The organism is Aliikangiella litoralis, assembly GCF_052495765.1.
Map to the genome: position 1 here is coordinate 539,789 of NZ_CP199292.1, position 15,216 is coordinate 555,004.

At 37.5% G+C, this 15,216-nt stretch carries 20 protein-coding genes; 4 read left to right on the plus strand and 16 right to left on the minus strand.

Features of this window, described 5'->3' with window-relative positions; genetic code table 11:
- Window positions 1–84: 84 nt before the first annotated feature.
- From ACT5E3_RS02375 to ACT5E3_RS02415, 9 genes are all read right to left on the minus strand, one after another.
- Entirely contained in the window at window positions 85–1,008 is a 924-nt protein-coding gene (locus ACT5E3_RS02375; protein ID WP_444996720.1) for an AraC family transcriptional regulator, read from the minus strand.
- Between the two features lie 247 nt (window positions 1,009–1,255).
- Window positions 1,256–1,741: a hypothetical protein gene (locus ACT5E3_RS02380; protein WP_444996721.1), complete on the minus strand. Its 486-nt coding sequence runs from the start codon at window positions 1,739–1,741 to the stop codon at window positions 1,256–1,258.
- A gap of 73 nt (window positions 1,742–1,814) precedes the next feature.
- A complete protein-coding gene (locus tag ACT5E3_RS02385; RefSeq protein ID WP_444996722.1) occupies window positions 1,815–2,444 on the minus strand; it encodes an XAC2610-related protein in 630 nt (209 codons plus the stop codon).
- A 235-nt stretch (window positions 2,445–2,679) separates the two neighbouring features.
- Window positions 2,680–2,808 (minus strand): hypothetical protein, encoded by a 129-nt coding sequence (locus tag ACT5E3_RS02390; RefSeq protein ID WP_444996723.1) that lies wholly within the window; start codon window positions 2,806–2,808, stop codon window positions 2,680–2,682.
- A gap of 254 nt (window positions 2,809–3,062) precedes the next feature.
- Complete coding sequence (locus ACT5E3_RS02395; protein ID WP_444996724.1) at window positions 3,063–3,431, minus strand: hypothetical protein; 369 nt, start codon at window positions 3,429–3,431, stop codon at window positions 3,063–3,065.
- Window positions 3,424–4,128 carry a hypothetical protein gene (locus ACT5E3_RS02400; protein WP_444996725.1) on the minus strand — a complete coding sequence of 235 codons (705 nt, stop codon included), beginning with the start codon at window positions 4,126–4,128 and terminating at the stop codon, window positions 3,424–3,426. The genes ACT5E3_RS02395 and ACT5E3_RS02400 overlap by 8 nt, the downstream gene beginning before the upstream one ends.
- A gap of 75 nt (window positions 4,129–4,203) precedes the next feature.
- Window positions 4,204–4,572, minus strand: a complete 369-nt coding sequence (locus ACT5E3_RS02405) for a hypothetical protein (RefSeq protein WP_444996726.1) — start codon at window positions 4,570–4,572, stop codon at window positions 4,204–4,206.
- A gap of 72 nt (window positions 4,573–4,644) precedes the next feature.
- Entirely contained in the window at window positions 4,645–4,944 is a 300-nt protein-coding gene (locus ACT5E3_RS02410; protein ID WP_444996727.1) for a hypothetical protein, read from the minus strand.
- A 296-nt stretch (window positions 4,945–5,240) separates the two neighbouring features.
- On the minus strand, window positions 5,241–6,266 hold the full coding sequence (locus tag ACT5E3_RS02415) for an IS110 family transposase (RefSeq protein WP_444996728.1): 1,026 nt from the start codon (window positions 6,264–6,266) through the stop codon (window positions 5,241–5,243).
- 21 nt (window positions 6,267–6,287) lie between these two features.
- Between ACT5E3_RS02415 and ACT5E3_RS02420 the strand changes: the two genes are divergently transcribed.
- Window positions 6,288–6,443, plus strand: coding sequence for a hypothetical protein (locus ACT5E3_RS02420; protein WP_444996729.1), 156 nt, complete (start codon window positions 6,288–6,290; stop codon window positions 6,441–6,443).
- Window positions 6,444–6,521: 78 nt separating this feature from the next.
- Window positions 6,522–7,493, plus strand: coding sequence for a transposase (locus ACT5E3_RS02425; protein ID WP_444996730.1), 972 nt, complete (start codon window positions 6,522–6,524; stop codon window positions 7,491–7,493).
- A gap of 375 nt (window positions 7,494–7,868) precedes the next feature.
- On the opposite strand, the gene ACT5E3_RS02430 is transcribed toward ACT5E3_RS02425, so the two are convergent.
- The 5 genes from ACT5E3_RS02430 to ACT5E3_RS02450 all read right to left on the minus strand — a co-directional run bounded on the left by ACT5E3_RS02430 (window position 7,869) and on the right by ACT5E3_RS02450 (window position 11,511).
- Window positions 7,869–8,303 carry a hypothetical protein gene (locus ACT5E3_RS02430; RefSeq protein ID WP_444996731.1) on the minus strand — a complete coding sequence of 145 codons (435 nt, stop codon included), beginning with the start codon at window positions 8,301–8,303 and terminating at the stop codon, window positions 7,869–7,871.
- Window positions 8,304–8,386: 83 nt separating this feature from the next.
- Window positions 8,387–8,704 carry a hypothetical protein gene (locus ACT5E3_RS02435; RefSeq protein ID WP_444996732.1) on the minus strand — a complete coding sequence of 106 codons (318 nt, stop codon included), beginning with the start codon at window positions 8,702–8,704 and terminating at the stop codon, window positions 8,387–8,389.
- 311 nt (window positions 8,705–9,015) lie between these two features.
- Window positions 9,016–10,071 (minus strand): serine hydrolase domain-containing protein, encoded by a 1,056-nt coding sequence (locus tag ACT5E3_RS02440; protein ID WP_444996733.1) that lies wholly within the window; start codon window positions 10,069–10,071, stop codon window positions 9,016–9,018.
- Window positions 10,072–10,172: 101 nt separating this feature from the next.
- Window positions 10,173–10,538 carry a hypothetical protein gene (locus tag ACT5E3_RS02445; RefSeq protein ID WP_444996734.1) on the minus strand — a complete coding sequence of 122 codons (366 nt, stop codon included), beginning with the start codon at window positions 10,536–10,538 and terminating at the stop codon, window positions 10,173–10,175.
- 145 nt (window positions 10,539–10,683) lie between these two features.
- A complete protein-coding gene (locus ACT5E3_RS02450; RefSeq protein ID WP_444996735.1) occupies window positions 10,684–11,511 on the minus strand; it encodes a hypothetical protein in 828 nt (275 codons plus the stop codon).
- A gap of 524 nt (window positions 11,512–12,035) precedes the next feature.
- Between ACT5E3_RS02450 and ACT5E3_RS02455 the strand changes: the two genes are divergently transcribed.
- Both ACT5E3_RS02455 and ltrA read left to right on the plus strand, forming a co-directional pair.
- On the plus strand, window positions 12,036–12,197 hold the full coding sequence (locus tag ACT5E3_RS02455) for a hypothetical protein (RefSeq protein ID WP_444995701.1): 162 nt from the start codon (window positions 12,036–12,038) through the stop codon (window positions 12,195–12,197).
- 47 nt (window positions 12,198–12,244) lie between these two features.
- The gene (ltrA, locus tag ACT5E3_RS02460) at window positions 12,245–13,582 is read left to right on the plus strand and encodes a group II intron reverse transcriptase/maturase (protein ID WP_444995700.1); all 1,338 of its coding nucleotides are present in this window, start codon (window positions 12,245–12,247) and stop codon (window positions 13,580–13,582) included.
- A 77-nt stretch (window positions 13,583–13,659) separates the two neighbouring features.
- Here the strand turns inward: ltrA and ACT5E3_RS02465 are convergent, their stop codons facing one another.
- Together ACT5E3_RS02465 and ACT5E3_RS02470 are read right to left on the minus strand one after the other, a co-directional pair.
- On the minus strand, window positions 13,660–14,604 hold the full coding sequence (locus tag ACT5E3_RS02465) for a hypothetical protein (protein WP_444996736.1): 945 nt from the start codon (window positions 14,602–14,604) through the stop codon (window positions 13,660–13,662).
- A gap of 65 nt (window positions 14,605–14,669) precedes the next feature.
- Window positions 14,670–15,071 carry a hypothetical protein gene (locus tag ACT5E3_RS02470; RefSeq protein ID WP_444996737.1) on the minus strand — a complete coding sequence of 134 codons (402 nt, stop codon included), beginning with the start codon at window positions 15,069–15,071 and terminating at the stop codon, window positions 14,670–14,672.
- Window positions 15,072–15,216: the final 145 nt, after the last annotated feature.

Consider the following 15,216-nt stretch of genomic DNA (forward strand, 5'->3'; position numbering starts at 1 on the left):
GGTAAAATGACTAAGCATTAGCAATGCAACTTTGGTTCATATCTAGAGTTTATGTTGATAAATTTATACAGATGCATGATAAATTTACAACTCTTTTAATTTGACATAGATTTCCATTTCAAGATAACCATCAACTCTTGCATCATTTAAATAATGCTCAAGCATTGGAAAGTTATCTGGCTCAAATCCACTATTGGGTAACCAGTCAGAGTATATGCTCAATTGAGCTGTTAATGTTTCATCTGGGCTGCCTTTATAATAGAGTACAGCATACTGACCTTGAGGAATAATTGATGTTTCAAAAGGGAGATTTACAGATAACTTATCATCAATCACAATTGATGCGACATAACGACATTTGTCAATTGGTGTAATTGTTGGGTTGTCATAAGCAAATGCAAAACGTTTCTGTTCTTCATTTCTTATTCCGTTATTATTAGCCCAGTCGATCAGTTGATCCCATGTACTGTATATTCCTTCTGGCTTATAACCAAGTTTTGATGTCAATGTGCAGACTCGTTGGTTTTCTAATTTTTTGACTTTAATTTTCATATTTGAATCCTTTAATTGAGTTTGTCTCATCGTTTTGTCGATGATGTGGCTAGGATACAAATCAAAAGGATTAAATACTTTTCCATATTTGCTAGTTATTTTTCCAATCTTGCTATTTTTGATTATTTCGGGCTTTCTTATTTCTGATGGGCTAAAACCAAAATAAAGTTTTACCACTTTAGAAAAGTTAGCACTTGAAGAAAAGCCATTATTAAATGCAACTTCAGTAATTGATAATTCTGTTTTACAAATCAGCTGATTAATTGCTCTTTCAAGTCTTCGCCTAGCGATATAATCATTAACTGTTTCGCCAACTATCGCGGTAAAAATGCGGTGAAAGTGATAGGCAGAAAAGTGACTGACTTTCGCAACCTCTGTTAAAGATATTTTATTAGGCAGATTATCTTCAATATATTGAAGAACTCGATTAATACGAGCGGTATATTCTGTTTTCATTTACTCACTAATACCCAAAGAGAATTATAATAGTGTATTTCACACATTGACTTACAAAGAACAGTTTGATTACTTTAGCTAAAGCCATCATATTTAACGTATGCATGCAACATAACATAATAAGTTCCGCACAGTTTAAAAGACAGCTTTCACAGGTAGAAAGTTGTAATCTCAAAAATGTTTCTTGAGAAACTAATCATTAAAAAGTTATAAAAATAATATTCCACATTGCATCGAATTATAGTATTCAATCATTAACTTTAGATGAGCTTCCTTCAACAACTTCACCAGCAGAGTTCTCTAACCAAACACTAGAGCCTGATTTTTCTAGTTTACCACGAATGGTGTAAGTTTCATTAGCTTTAGGTGTAAAAACAAAGTCTTTTGTGATAATCATATTATCACCAAATAATGCTTGTGCATCCGTTGGGAAAAAAACTAGACCTTGAAAAGTGAATTTCTGTTCTCTTGGCATTACTTTTCTAGAAGTAATATTCGGTGTGAAACGCATTCCTCTACCTTGATTGAATTTTCTTGTGTTGCCCCAGCTATTTTCAACGTATTTATCATCAATTTTATATAAAATAAAGTAATGGGCTTTTGTGCGCTCTTTGTTGGTATATGAGTCATTAATTATTGATGTTTCACCATTGTAATCTTTGGGTATTGGTTGATAAAAACCTGCGCAACCAGATAGAGTAAGCAAAATCAGCGTAAAGACCATTTTATTCATTATTTTTCCTGTAATGATAATTTTGTTAATATTGAATTATAGTTGTAAGTCATGGTTATTCAACTCTTTTACATTAATTAGCTAAATCCCATTTCTCTATTTTAGTTTTTATTTGTTTATTAGGAACGGTAACTGTTTTTACAATTCTTTCATTTTTATAAAACTTAATCGTTGTGTGATTATTTTTTTCGGGAATTAAAGTACTATGAATAACTAAACTGTCATTTTTCCATCGGTAACGATTTGAATGTGCGCACAGAAAGTCTTCGTTTGGACAGATTGAGCTAGTGTCAATAATATTTTCAATTAAAAAGTTAGACTCAATCTCGGGGTTAATTATGTTCGCAACTTTCTTAAGCTTGCGGGTGTTTTCATCCCATAAGATAATGTCATAACTTTCATTAAGTCCTCTCGGATTGACACTAACCCATAATCCGAGATCAACATAACCATCAAAATTTAAATCTTGAGTAATGTTATAGTTACCATTCCAATTTTTTGTTTCTAAAGTTGTTATTTCTTCGGTGTTTCCTTCTGGATAGGTTACTTTAATGACATTATCTTTTTTAGTTAAGGTGAGTTCCAGAGCTGGGGTTGGGCTATATTTGAAAGGAAATACATTTTTATGAGAGCTCAGTTTTGTTTCTGCGTGAATGTTACTAGTAAGAATGAGTATAAACGTTAAAAAAAATATTTTTTTCATATTCGTTTTACCTTAATTTTTTCATATTATATTGCCTGATATAATCTATAAGTTAAACTGTACAAGTGTGGTTACTTGTAGAGAGGTAGCATCCATTCTCTTTAAATTAACCATTGAGCTTATTCAGGCGGAGCAAATACCGGTCTAAAGAATTCGCTTGTTAAGTTCTAACTATCCAAAACATGTTTTTACAACACTCTGATAATTTGCAGTTGTCTGGAATCTCTCGTGACAGCTACATAATAGCGAAGTTTACGAATTTTGCGGCCAGCATGAATGCCACACCTGCGGCGAAACCTATTAATGTTGCTTTTATGATCGTGCTTTTCTTACTTGATTTTTCTTGCTCTGATTCATTACTCATATTTAGTGCTCTTCTTAATTTGGACTACGTAGTCTCTATGTAAACTCAGCTCTTATTGAAGAAACAGGACACCTGATTCTTTGCCCATACTCTCAAATAATTGCTAGATAAACAAGTGGTAGTTGGTTAAGTGAGTCCTCAGGATGAAGTATGAATAAGGATATTAATATGACTCGCGCTCGCAAAACGATTGAGTATGAATTCACTTTTCAGCTCAAAAATTATTATTTTAAACTGGGGTCTGGCTCATTCTCTTAGGCATATTCTCTCACCAACAGCTTTTCTAATCTTGCTTTGGTAATTCTTTGGTTGCCTATATACCATTGATCATTTGTTTCTATTCCAGAAAGAGAATAGTCACTCTGTTCAGACAACCAGTTTATGAATTCTTCTTCATCTGCAAATTTCTTAATGATACCAAGATATTCTTCACCAGGAATGTACTCTTTCCCATGTTGATACGTTAACCATTCATCAAAATGGGTATATAGAATTCCACTTGCGTTTAAAACAAACCCAACACCACAATAACCATAATGGTTTGAATCTATCTTCTCATGCTTTTTTAAATACCCAAGGATATTTGCGGCTAATTCTTTACCGTATTTTTCTTTGCTATACATACTTCTGAGCATCGATTTTTATCTGTTGTATTATTTCCTTCGACTCCACTTTGCCATCATCTATTTGATTTTGTTCTTCTTCTGACAATGAATCATAGGGAATCCCATCGGATGACCTGACCTCGATTTCTCTGCTAAATACAAATTTATTGTTGGGACTCCAGCCTTCTACCTCGAGTATACCTTTGCTTCTATGGAATTCTTTATAAGGCAGCTTGTCGGGATTTGTAAAATCGAACAGAACTATTTCATATGGACATGCCCAATAACAACCATCTACGGCAAGTAGTTTTGAATCAAGGGAGGGGTATGCATTTACCCAACAGAATCCCCATCCCTTATGCCCTTCATCAGGAAAGTAATTAGTAATCTTTTTCTCTGTTAGATTGACTATGGTTTGTCCTTGATAATCTTCACCGCACAGCAAGTATTCATTACCATTATCGTGATCGCACCAAGCATGCCAAAAATGTGAATAGTTTCTTTTTATATCGGCAACAATTCGATCACTTTCGATACTTTTGACTATGCCTCTTGTATAAGACCAGGTTCCTTCGCCGGTTTTGTACTCCTGGATTATCAACCTATATTTTTTTGACGGCGAAATATGCTCCTCGACTGAATCTTTTATAAGATTTGATTCCTCGAAGAATTTATCAATATTGGCTCGTCGCTTTTTGTAACTTTTTTTATCCATGCTTCGTTTGTCGTGTCTAACGCCTTAATTGTGCAGCGCGTGTTTTGCGTCTGCCACCGATTTCTGGTTACGTATCTACTCAACTTCTTGATACCCCATTAACATCATGCCGTGCCTTCCCCAATCAATAGTGATGTAATACTTCGTATTCAGCTTGAATGTAGAATCATTTCTATCGTGAGTGCCGATTTGCACAGCTCTTTTGTCATGAGATCCCATAAGCATTTTCTCGATACTCAAAGATATTGACCAGCTTTCACCATGTGGTGTCATGTATGATTCATTTGATATCGAGTCAAAAGAGCCAATAAAAGTAAATTGAGTATCTTCATCAGATAGTTGATACGACGCTCCATTCTTATGCTGAGCAATTACGGACTCTGGTAGACCCGCCAATACAGCATTCGAAATAAGTAATAATATTATGGAAATTGCGATTTTCATAATTTAAGTACGTAACGCAAAATTGAGACGCGTGTTTTTCGCGTCGATTCAAATGAATGGTTAAGGTGCATCTCAACCACCCGCATAATTAATAAAGTGTTGGACTAACGAGATTATTACAAGTGCGACTCCGCCTAGTAAGATGACCGTTGGAACACCTAACATTATACGAACCGACCTTGAGCGATTCTGAAAAAAACTCGAACTAAGCGTAACCTCTCCTAGCCATTCAAGAAAGAGCCAAGCAGGAATGCCTAGCATGAACAAAGCGACCCAGCCTAAAATTGAACGTGGTATTGACGGATAAAAATGCAACACTAGAAAAATAGCGATAAACCCTACAATTCCACAAAAGCCAATTATCTTACGCATGCTCTCCCTTTGCACTTTAACAGAACAACCAATTACAGACATATATGATTACCCGATAAAAGACAACTCTTTTATGTATTCATTATTTTTTCCTGAATAACAGAAATGCTTGAAAGAATCACGGTCATTGACATATATCCGGTATCTTGTACCTTGATGAGATTAATGATGTCCATCCCGCCTCCGCAGTCACCGGGCCTTGGTGGCCATGTCTACACTCAGGCTCTGGGACGGACAAACCGTTTAATTCGTCAGTGCATTCCCCGTTCTTTAAACGCCAATAAAAGTATCAATAATTATGCGCAAGCTAATTGACTATTATAGGGTTGACGGCTGGTTAATACCGCCCAGATTATTCTTGCCATTTTATTGGCTAAAGCAACGGTGACTTTACAAGAATGTTTATTAGCCATGAGTTTTCTTAACCACAAACTTAAAGCATCGTCTTTTTTCTGACACCAGTTGACAACTGTCCGAGCGCCATGGATCAACATCTGTCTTAAATCAACATTGCCACGTTTACTTATCTTCGACAGACGATTGATTTCACCACTGGCAAATTGCTTGGGTGTGAGACCAACCCAGGCCGCCATCTGTCGGCCATTTTTAAATTGATTGGGCTCAGTAACACTCGCCATAATCAATGCGCTCACGATAGGGCCAACGCCCGGAATACTCATTAATAAAGTATAATCTGAATGTTGTTGCACTAAGTCCAGTAGCTGTTTATCAAGTGTTTTAATTTCCTTATCCCTTCTTTCCCACTGTTCAAAAAGACGATAAACCATCGCTCGAGCGATTGACGTTAATTGATTCTCACCATCTTCTAATAATTCCGGGATGGCTTTTTTCAATGCTCGGGGTGTCTTGGCAAAAAAGACCCCATACTCACTCAACAAGCCTCTCAATTGATTGATGAGAGCCACTCGATTTTTCATCTCACGTTCTCGGATCCGATAAACGGTTTGGATATCTTGTTGTGTTAAAGTTTTTACTGTAACAAATTTCATCTGAGGACGTAGAGCGGCCTCACAAATGGCGAGAGCATCATTGGCATCATTTTTATTACCAACAACAAAAGGTTTGACTCGAAAAGCAGGAATGAGTTTAACCTGATGGCCTAGTTTCGTCATTTCTCTCCCCCAATGATTGGATGAATAGCAAGTTTCCATGACAATTAAGGTAGGTTCAAATTGACGAAGGACATGCAGTAACCGATGTCTTTTAACGCGTTGGTTAAAGACAACTTCATTATTTTTATTGAGTGCGCAGATTTGAAAAATATTCTTTGCTAAATCGATACCTATTACGCTATGTTTCATGACGATCACCTTGTTTAAATTATGACTTTTCAACTTAATTGTGGCACACCGCTGTCTGAGCAGGGTGATCATCTCAGCAGTCACTTTACAGTCAATCACCTACACACTCAACAACCAATTACAGACAGTCACTTTACAGCCAATCACCTACACACTCAACGGTTAATTGCTGCATGACTTTTCCTATATTGCTGATTCAATAACACCTTGCGATTTGTAACAATAACCCTCCTTTCAATTTATCAAGGATGATAAATGGCTATTCCCAGAAGAGAACAAATTGACTCCGAAAATCCCGGTTATTATCATTTAATCAGCCGCTGTGTACGACGAAGCTTTCTATGTGGGTTTGATGCCGAGACAGGGATTAACTATGAACATCGCCGTCAATGGATTGAAAACCGTCTTCTTCAATTGGCTGATGTATTTGCCATTGAAGTCTACGCCTATGCCGTAATGAGTAATCATTATCACTTAGTGGTTTACTCCAATCCCAAAGCCCCTGAGCAATGGTCAGATTTAATGGTTGCAGAGCGTTGGTTAAAGGCTTTTCCTGGTAAACTCGATAAACCAGAATTTCAGCAACAACGTCAGTTACGTTTACAAGCAATTGTTAATGATAAAGAGTTATTAGCCACCTATCGAAAACGATTAGGGGACATATCCTGGTTAATGCGACGTTTAAATGAGCCTTTGGCTCGATTGGCCAATTTAGAAGATGGCTGTAAAGGACATTTCTGGGAGTCTCGGTTTACTTCACAAGCACTACTGGATGAGTCTGCTGCGCTGGCTTGTATGGCCTATGTCGATTTAAACCCTATTCGTGCAGGAATGAGTCAGTCGTTGCAAACCAGTGAGCACACCAGTATTAAAAAGCGGGTTGAGAGCATGACACCGGGACAACTTAATCAGGCCGTCACTTCAATAGCAGGAAACATAAAAGCGCGTCGTTTGAATTTGAAACTCAACGATTATATTGAGCTGGTGGAGTGGACAGGAAAAAAGATTGTTTATCCCAATAAAGCCGTAATGCCTTCTCATATTCAATCGGTATTAGCCCAGTTGAATATCAATCACTCTCACTGGCTTAGCCAAATTCAACATTACGGCACCAATTATGGTCGATTTGTTGGTTGTATTCACTCGATTAAAGCCAAGGTAGTGGAACTAGAACAACGATGGATTCAAGGGAGTCAACAATTACAGAAACTTTTTAGTTCAGTCTAAAGTGAAAACATAAAAACCTATCCCCCAACTATTCGCTAGCCACACCGATGGCGGTTTCGGCTGCTCTTAATTCAGGAAACTCAAACAGCAACACTAAATTTCATCAATTCACTGATTCATAATCATCACAATTCAATCTGACATAAGGCCTTGAGTATCCTTGTTTAAAACATTTAGCCAAAAAATGACTGTCCATGATTATTTCTTTAGATTGGAACTCTGACATATTTTCCTTTGTATAACTTGCAATGGACACTAAGTGCTTAATGCCCGCCACAATCGTATTTATGGAAGGGATTGATTTTTGTTATAAGCGCAGCCAACAAAAAGCAAGCACCGGAATAAATATCGGTTTACTGGCGTTTGTTATAAATACTAGCCTCGTAATTGAGACGTTATAGAGTCTTGGATTGATTTTTCATATTCATCATCACTAACCAAATCAAGACATAGTTTTTTTGTGCAATAGGAAACAAACTTTATCGGCTTATTGTCTGAGTTTTTAGCTGTTAATTCATAAAGAGTATAGGAATTAAACTGACTTTCATTGATCACAACTTCAGTTGAGTTCTTCTTAAAATCAGCAACTAAATCAACATTATTTAAACGAAAATTATAAAAATACATCGTATTTTTCGAGTCTTTGCAAGCATATATAATTGAGAACTCTTTAGATTGTATGTCAGCCCTTGCCACACAACTGCTCGACAGGACTAATTTATCAGGAAGAATATGCACAACGATTCCATCTTGGCTAGAAGCCGATGCCTGAAAAGCAAGAAGTAGAAGTAAACCGATTAAAATTTTCATTGAATGATCCTTTATATTTATAACAGCATATTCTATGCAGTTAGCCTCATTAATATTCAAATTAGAAAAGTGACTGTCTGTAATTATTTTTCAATATTTAGAATAGAATATCCCGCAAACTCTTTGTCAGGAAACCGAATGACGGCAGGAAACAATTGATAGTTATCAATTGGTAAGTCCTGCCAAAAATCAACAAACTTATCGCTGACAATTGGTATTGCATCCAATTCAAAATAATCAGGCAAAGATCCATGACTTGACTCGAACTCTACTTTTAACTGCCCTTCATAAAAATTTTTATTTATCAATCGCCCTTTTGTGAAAGGTGGGAGTTGATTAGAGTCTTTATTTGAGATCATACCAACAAGCTGGTGTTCTTGAGTTTCTAAAATATTGAACATTTTTGTTCTAATGCTCCTTAAAATGGACTTATGTCAAGTGGGGGGGTAGGGTACTTTGTCTTAAAAGAAACATTATCTTTTCCACTTCTTTTCAATAAACACTATTGGCTCCACGAACATTAATATAAGAAATGGCTATCCAATTTTATCGTGTTTATAAAAAATAAAAAAGATTGAATATCGATTCACTTCCCAGCTCAAAAACTCTTATTTTAAGTTAGGGGGGCTTGGCTTGACTCACTTATCGGTAGATACCATCTCTTTCATATTAATTAGTTAACCATTATTTCTCTGTTTTGATTTTTATTTGTTTATTGGGGTGCGTAATTTTTTACAACTTTTTCATTTTTTAGTATTTTTACGATACGATTAATTATGATTTCCGATAAATTCCATTCGTACCCATTAAAATTGGTTGTATTCACAAACTGAACAACAATTGTGTCTATATCTTTGTGGTACTCTGCGAGACTCTGATAGCCGGGAACCAGACCTCCATGTTCATACACGTAAATCGAAGAGTAGATTTCCTGTTCTCCTTTATTAAATACTGAGCCATCATTTAAAGCCCGTAAGAATATGCCTACATCTTCGGCAGTAGCCAACATTCCATTTTCATTTGTTTTAAAGTCATCTTCAATACCAACATAGTAGCCACTCATAACATCGTCTAAAGCCACTTCTTTAAGCGAAAAAAATGTATTGTTCAGTTTGAGCGGCATCAATATCTTCTCCCTAATATATTGATGGTAGCTATAGCCCACCACCTTTTCAATGAGCTGACTTAGCAACAAATAATTTGTATTCGAATATTCATAACCTTGATCAGGCTCAAAACTGGCTGGTAAATCAAGAGCAAATTCAAGAGCTTTATTACTGTTTTTTTGTTCATTTTCCCAATAAGCAGGATTACTAGTAAAGTTGGGGATACCGCTGCGATGTTGGACCAGCATTCTCAAAGTAATTTTTTCAGCATGTTTAATTCTACCCACAAGCTCCGGAAAATAGTCAGAGACAGTTTCATCTAAAGATAAACGCTTTCCTTTAGCTAGTTTGGTGATGGAAACCGCGACATACAGTTTTTCGATGCTCGCAATCTTGAATAAGGCATTATGATCGGCTGGTATTTTATTTTTTCGATCTTTCCAGCCTCCGGTATAAAATGCTGGCCGTTTACCCGCTTGGTCAACATAAACAATGATTCCATCAAACCCATGACCAATAGCTTCATTGACTTGTTCTTGAACTGTATCTGGTAGCGGTAATATCCAAGCTTTTACCAATATCCATGGTACGAAGAACAGGGAAATAACAGTTCCAGTGAGTAATACTATCCTGATTATTAGTGTTATTTGTTGTTTTTTCATATCTTATTTCATTTCTGGAGCGAACTTTTTCAAACGGTCTCATAGCGCTTGTTTTATTTATTAGTGTGAGCTTGCGAGTAATAATTTAATGCAAACTCTTGTTACTTATTTAGCCAGTTCTTAGTTGGTACTTGACTACAATCCATCTCAGCAAAGCTCCACCACTTATCAAAAAGCTCAACCGGTGAACCAAAATTTCCAAATAACTTCTCTACTTCACCTTTGGAGTAGTCTCCTGAACAAGCAACAGTACCAATAGTATCTTCGATAAAGAAGCTCTTACAAGCATCAATAATGTGCCCCTTCGGCCCTTCGAAATATTCTTCATAGTCTAATTCTTCAGTTACCACCGAATAATGCTTTTTAAAATACTCAATCAGTTCTGGGTTGTTCTTCTGAAGATATTTAAAAAGCCCTGGTTTTGGGACGACTAAATAGCCCAATCTGCAATTTGTACTCGTAGTCATGTTTAATAAGTAACGCCTTGCTCATCAGTTTATCTGATGTAGCTAATTGTTAGATTACTGGTAAACAATAACGTATTTCCATTGGTCATTGTAGTTTACCTTACCTTATCACTCAGAATGGTTGTCTATTAGAGCTTTCTCTTTGTTAGTTCACTTTTTGCTTAACGAAATCACCATGCTTGGTTAAAAACCAATCGGGCTTGCCTAGTCCAGATAGCAACCATGCAGCAAGTCTCTCTTTCTTCATATATTGGATTACCTTTTTGTCGTCAATGACGACCACTACTCTTTTATTTACTTCACTTGACAATTCTGCTGGCAAATACTGTATTGGCAAATACTTCACCTTGCCAGCTTTCCATCCTTCAATAATGTTAAGTGCATGGGTAAATCCGGCCCTACTATATTTATCTTTGAAGTATTTTGGAAGAGATTTAGTAGATTTGATTTTTGCTATTGCAATAGTATTGGCCCAATCATAAAATGATTTAAATGCAGCAGCGTTTAGAGCGGTGAGAGTCTTACTGTTAGTATTTCTCATAAGGCTTTTCAAATATTCTAGGCCTCTGACCATTTCCTCTCCAGCAACCTCAAAATCAGTTTCAGTATCATATATTGACTCTTCAATATTGCAATATTCTTTAATTCTAGTGATTTCATTTATGCGACTTTGAATCTCGCCCATATACAACGATTTATCAAAACTATTTTTTCCAAATACTACTTGGATCGCTTTTAAAACTCCGTCTTCGTTATTAAAAGTATACCCTTCACTCTTTTTACAAAGTAAAAGCAACTTGTTTTTAACTCCCAATGTTATAAGTACATTTTTTGCCTCACTTTCCAACTGACCTCTTATTGAAGATACTTTTCTAAAGAGACTACCGTCATCATTCGCAGTTACATTGAAACTCAGCAACAATGTTATTGTTACGAAATATACAACTTGAATAATTTTTGATTTCGCGCCCATATTTGTTTCCTTGCTTATTTTTGTTGTGATGTACACATGAAACGGCTTCCCTTAATGCCATGTTTTTTAAGAATCTGAGGAAGTACGTTCTAACGCCCAAAGCACGCGCCAAATACCGGAGCTTTGTTTTTGTGCGAGTATCTCCCCGCACAAAAGCGAAGTGGAGAGTATTTGGTCGCAGTGACTTTGTTTGTGTACGCCCGACATGGGTATTAACTAATGAGGTGCAAGTCCTCTGTAGGAAAATCACCGTCGAACACTTTGATGTAATTAGACGATAACTACTAGTGAATGGCAAGGGCTAATCTGTGAGGAACGGTCCAAAGGAAGCCGCTAGCAAAACTGCGAGCTAATGAACAAGAACATCATATGAGGCGTAGGCTGAAGGCGAGTTGGCACAAGACGACGAAGCCATGTGATTTAACGGCCACCGTAAATGATGTAGTTGCGCAGGGAAAGTTAATATTCTTATTCGGGGAGATCTGAAAGACACGCGTCCTGCGCTAACGCTGCGGAGGGTACCAGTGAGAGACTGGTTGGTCAACTCTTGGCGCTTCGATTTGTTGCAATCGAAAGCGAGCAAATCAGCAGCAACCCAGCCTAGTGCGGAAGCGCTATTTCAAGAAATTGAAATGGTGATCTTTCAGAAGTCAGCAGAAGCCATAGTAGTCAAACGCTTACCGTAATGGGTATGACACGGCGAAGGGCTGAACATTTAACCTAAGGAGGAGTCATGTCTCACTTGAACAATTCAACTACGCCGTCCGGCGATTATCTTGCGCAGCGTGCTGATGTGCAACCAGCCTTAAACAACAATCTATTCGATGATATATTAGCAGCACACAATCTCAAGCGGGCTTGGAAACAAGTTCGTGCAAATAAAGGTGCGGCTGGTGTCGATGGTTTGCAGCTCGATGACTTTATTGATTGGTCGAAACAACACTGGAAACAATGTGAAGCTCAATTAATTAATGGAAGTTATCGTCCTAGTCCTGTCAGACGTGTAGAGATTGATAAACCGGATGGCGGTAAACGTCTTCTCGGGATCCCGACTGTTCTCGACAGAGTTATTCAGCAAGCTATTACACAAATACTCTCACCGATATTTGAGCCAACCTTTTCAGAAAATAGTTTTGGTTTTAGGCCAAACCGAAGTGGTTGCCAAGCGGTCAAACATGTTCAAAGGTTGATTAAACAGAAACGGCGTATTGCTGTTGATGTCGATTTATCCAAGTTCTTTGATCGGGTTAACCATGATCTGATGATGTCAAAACTAGCTGTTCGTATTCGGGACAAAAGGTTGCTGGCATTAATTGGTCATTATCTTCGAGCGGAAATTATGGATAAAGGAAAACTATTGCCAAGCACTGAAGGTGTGCCGCAAGGTGGTCCACTCTCACCCTTGCTGTCGAATATTTTACTCGATAGTTTGGATAAAGAACTGGAAAATCGTGGTCATCAATTTGCTCGTTACGCTGACGATTTTATTATCTTAATGAAGTCAAAGCGTGCTGGTGAAAGAGTACTTGCCAGTGTTTCTCGATATCTTGAAAGCCGCTTAAAGTTGGTGGTAAACCCCGATAAAAGCCAAGTAGTTAAAGTGAGCCAAAGTCAGTTTTTAGGTTTTACTTTTTCCAACGGTAAAATCAAATGGCACCCGAAAACGCTACACAAATTTAAGCAACAAGTGCGTGTTCTGACAAACCGAAACTGGGGCGTCAGTATGCATTATCAGTTGCATAAATTGAGTTTATATCTGCGTGGTTGGATTAACTACTTTGGTATCGCTAACGCTTACCAAGATTGTGTCGATCTTGATCACTGGATAAGACGCAGAGTTCGAATGTGTTATTGGAGACAGTGGCGAAAACCAAGAACTAAGGTCGCCAATCTATTAAAACGTGGTGTCAGGCTCCAAGCGGCTGTTGGTTGTGGGATCACAAGCAAAGGCCCTTGGCGTAGTTCCAAAACACCGGGTATCAATCAAGCAATTGGTAACGATTATTTAGTTAAGGAGGGGTTATATTCGTTGAGAACAGGATGGATTAAAGTTCATTACCCTAACGGGTAAGTTAAGTGAACCGCCCTGTGCGGAACCGCATGCAGGGTGGTGTGGGGGCTGGAGGTTAGAGACCTCCGGCTACCCGATTAGGCACTTTCATTTTTCCTTACTGCTTCAATTACCTTTATAAGGTAATCAGGAGACACTGGCGTTTCTTTCGAGGTTGCAGATTCTTGAATAATCTCTCGCGTCGTTTGGCCATCAGTCATAATCGGATTTCTTTCTACAGCCAAAAAAGTATGGACGCACTTTTCTATCAGTGTTTTGTCATCAATGGAAATCGCTGCTTCCAATGCGACAAAATTATGCTCAATATTTGTAGCTTCGTTTTGAAAATATTTTATTTCAGCCAGGCTGGCTTTATATAATCTTAGGAAAAAATATGAAAATACCTCAATGATAAGAACGATAGATAATCGAGGTAGAAACTCCATTGCAAAATCACCTAACGACGAATGAGTGCCTTCTTTTGCTAATACGAAAAAAGATAAAGCTACCACACCAGATAGTGCTGTAATTACGCCCAGAACCAAGTTGACTGTGCCTCGCCTACCAAGAGCATCTATTTCTTTATATATGCGATCTAAAGTTGATTTTCCACGCTTAAATATATCTAGCCTATACTCAGAGCCCTTGATTTCATCCTTCAATTTATCAATGTAGCTTGCATTTGCCTCTGCATTTATCCTATTTAGTATTTCATCTGTTATGTTCTTCTCATCTTCTTCTGATACTGGAGATGTTTGTTTTGCTAATCTTGTCTTCAACTCATGACGCAAATGGTCAATTTCATATTTGTACATCTCGTCCCTTGAGGATGACAAATTTGTACCACTCAGGAAACGAACCATAACGAGTGCCATGACAGCACCTACCGTTACCAATGCAAGTAACACACTCTCCTTGTTTTTATCAAAGCCAGAAAACTCGTCCGTTAGAAAAGGAACAAAAGATATAGTCATAGCAACTACCATCATAGGCAACAGTATGGTGTCTTTATCTCTTAATAAAATTCGTATCAGTCTATTCATGGTTTATTTCCCTATGGATGCCTAACGCCAAAATAAATTGAGCATGTCTTTCAATGCTTCAACTTTCATTGCCTTGTTAGTGTTTCTACAAGCCCACTGCGCATACAAAGTATGTGCATAAATAGTGCAGTTGGACAACCAAAAAGAAAGACAAGCAAGCCCAATTTAGATGAAATACTGAAAGCCAAAATTCCTGGAAGTGAGCCAGCGGCGATTACCGTCAAAAAATTTGCCACGTTTTTATCAATAAGGGCGATGTACACAGGTAAACCATATAGTCCTAAAACAATACCGCCCAAAAGAAAACCAAACAACGTGCCGTTAATCAGAAAGCTAAATACTCTCATGTATTCAAAAGACGGATACACTTCAATAATACCTGCAAAAGTACTACCAACAACGCATCCGAGGAAAAGCCCAAGCAAACCTTTAGAGTATAATTTTGAGTATTTCACAGATAGTTTCATTTGCTACACTAACGCCGAGCATAACTGCAAAACGCTTTTCTGTTTTGTCTGTTACTGCGTCTTGTTCTTGGCGAGTTAGTCATATCTATAAGTTGAGTGATGGTTCTTTTCACGCTACTTAACCATTCAGTTACAACGAGTTTAC

Excerpts from the sequence above, each read along its gene's own strand:
- ACT5E3_RS02375 (WP_444996720.1), bottom strand. The coding sequence starts at position 1,008 with ATGAAAACAGAATATACCGCTCGTATTAATCGAGTTCTTCAATATATT.
- ACT5E3_RS02380 (WP_444996721.1), bottom strand. The coding sequence starts at position 1,741 with ATGAATAAAATGGTCTTTACGCTGATTTTGCTTACTCTATCTGGTTGC.
- ACT5E3_RS02385 (WP_444996722.1), bottom strand. The coding sequence starts at position 2,444 with ATGAAAAAAATATTTTTTTTAACGTTTATACTCATTCTTACTAGTAAC.
- ACT5E3_RS02390 (WP_444996723.1), bottom strand. The coding sequence starts at position 2,808 with ATGAGTAATGAATCAGAGCAAGAAAAATCAAGTAAGAAAAGCACGATC.
- ACT5E3_RS02395 (WP_444996724.1), bottom strand. The coding sequence starts at position 3,431 with ATGTATAGCAAAGAAAAATACGGTAAAGAATTAGCCGCAAATATCCTT.
- ACT5E3_RS02400 (WP_444996725.1), bottom strand. The coding sequence starts at position 4,128 with ATGGATAAAAAAAGTTACAAAAAGCGACGAGCCAATATTGATAAATTC.
- ACT5E3_RS02405 (WP_444996726.1), bottom strand. The coding sequence starts at position 4,572 with ATGAAAATCGCAATTTCCATAATATTATTACTTATTTCGAATGCTGTA.
- ACT5E3_RS02410 (WP_444996727.1), bottom strand. The coding sequence starts at position 4,944 with ATGCGTAAGATAATTGGCTTTTGTGGAATTGTAGGGTTTATCGCTATT.
- ACT5E3_RS02415 (WP_444996728.1), bottom strand. The coding sequence starts at position 6,266 with ATGAAACATAGCGTAATAGGTATCGATTTAGCAAAGAATATTTTTCAA.
- ACT5E3_RS02420 (WP_444996729.1), top strand. The coding sequence starts at position 6,288 with ATGACTTTTCAACTTAATTGTGGCACACCGCTGTCTGAGCAGGGTGAT.
- ACT5E3_RS02425 (WP_444996730.1), top strand. The coding sequence starts at position 6,522 with ATGGCTATTCCCAGAAGAGAACAAATTGACTCCGAAAATCCCGGTTAT.
- ACT5E3_RS02430 (WP_444996731.1), bottom strand. The coding sequence starts at position 8,303 with ATGAAAATTTTAATCGGTTTACTTCTACTTCTTGCTTTTCAGGCATCG.
- ACT5E3_RS02435 (WP_444996732.1), bottom strand. The coding sequence starts at position 8,704 with ATGTTCAATATTTTAGAAACTCAAGAACACCAGCTTGTTGGTATGATC.
- ACT5E3_RS02440 (WP_444996733.1), bottom strand. The coding sequence starts at position 10,071 with ATGAAAAAACAACAAATAACACTAATAATCAGGATAGTATTACTCACT.
- ACT5E3_RS02445 (WP_444996734.1), bottom strand. The coding sequence starts at position 10,538 with ATGACTACGAGTACAAATTGCAGATTGGGCTATTTAGTCGTCCCAAAA.
- ACT5E3_RS02450 (WP_444996735.1), bottom strand. The coding sequence starts at position 11,511 with ATGGGCGCGAAATCAAAAATTATTCAAGTTGTATATTTCGTAACAATA.
- ltrA (WP_444995700.1), top strand. The coding sequence starts at position 12,245 with ATGTCTCACTTGAACAATTCAACTACGCCGTCCGGCGATTATCTTGCG.
- ACT5E3_RS02465 (WP_444996736.1), bottom strand. The coding sequence starts at position 14,604 with ATGAATAGACTGATACGAATTTTATTAAGAGATAAAGACACCATACTG.
- ACT5E3_RS02470 (WP_444996737.1), bottom strand. The coding sequence starts at position 15,071 with ATGAAACTATCTGTGAAATACTCAAAATTATACTCTAAAGGTTTGCTT.